Genomic DNA, 252 nt, shown 5'->3' with positions numbered 1-252 from the left:
GTAGAGAGCCACAGCGGAAGAAACGCAGACTTGTTTAACCCGGCAAATGGTGAGTTGCGAGGACAAGTCCAACTATTAAGTGCTAATGAAGCGCTAGAAGCCGTGGCTGTGGCGAAAAAGGCGCAAGAGGCTTGGCAAGCAACACCACCACTGCAACGTGCTCGAGTTATGTTCAGATTCAAAGCTTTGCTTGAAGAAAACGCAGATGAGCTCGCTACGTTAATTTCTACCGAGCATGGCAAAGTACACAGC

The 252-nt window shown here is 49.2% G+C and carries 1 protein-coding gene; it reads left to right on the top strand.

Annotation, left to right across the window (positions count from 1 at the left end; translation table 11 throughout):
• Positions 1-252 (top strand): aldehyde dehydrogenase family protein (locus FQ668_RS27855; RefSeq protein ID WP_144180824.1); only part of this gene is annotated, 252 nt, incomplete at both ends.

Source organism: Pseudomonas sp. Kh14 (genome assembly GCF_900291005.1).
Taxonomy (GTDB): Bacteria; Pseudomonadota; Gammaproteobacteria; order Pseudomonadales; family Pseudomonadaceae; genus Aquipseudomonas; species Aquipseudomonas alloputida.
This window is presented reverse-complemented; position numbering and strand designations above follow the sequence as displayed.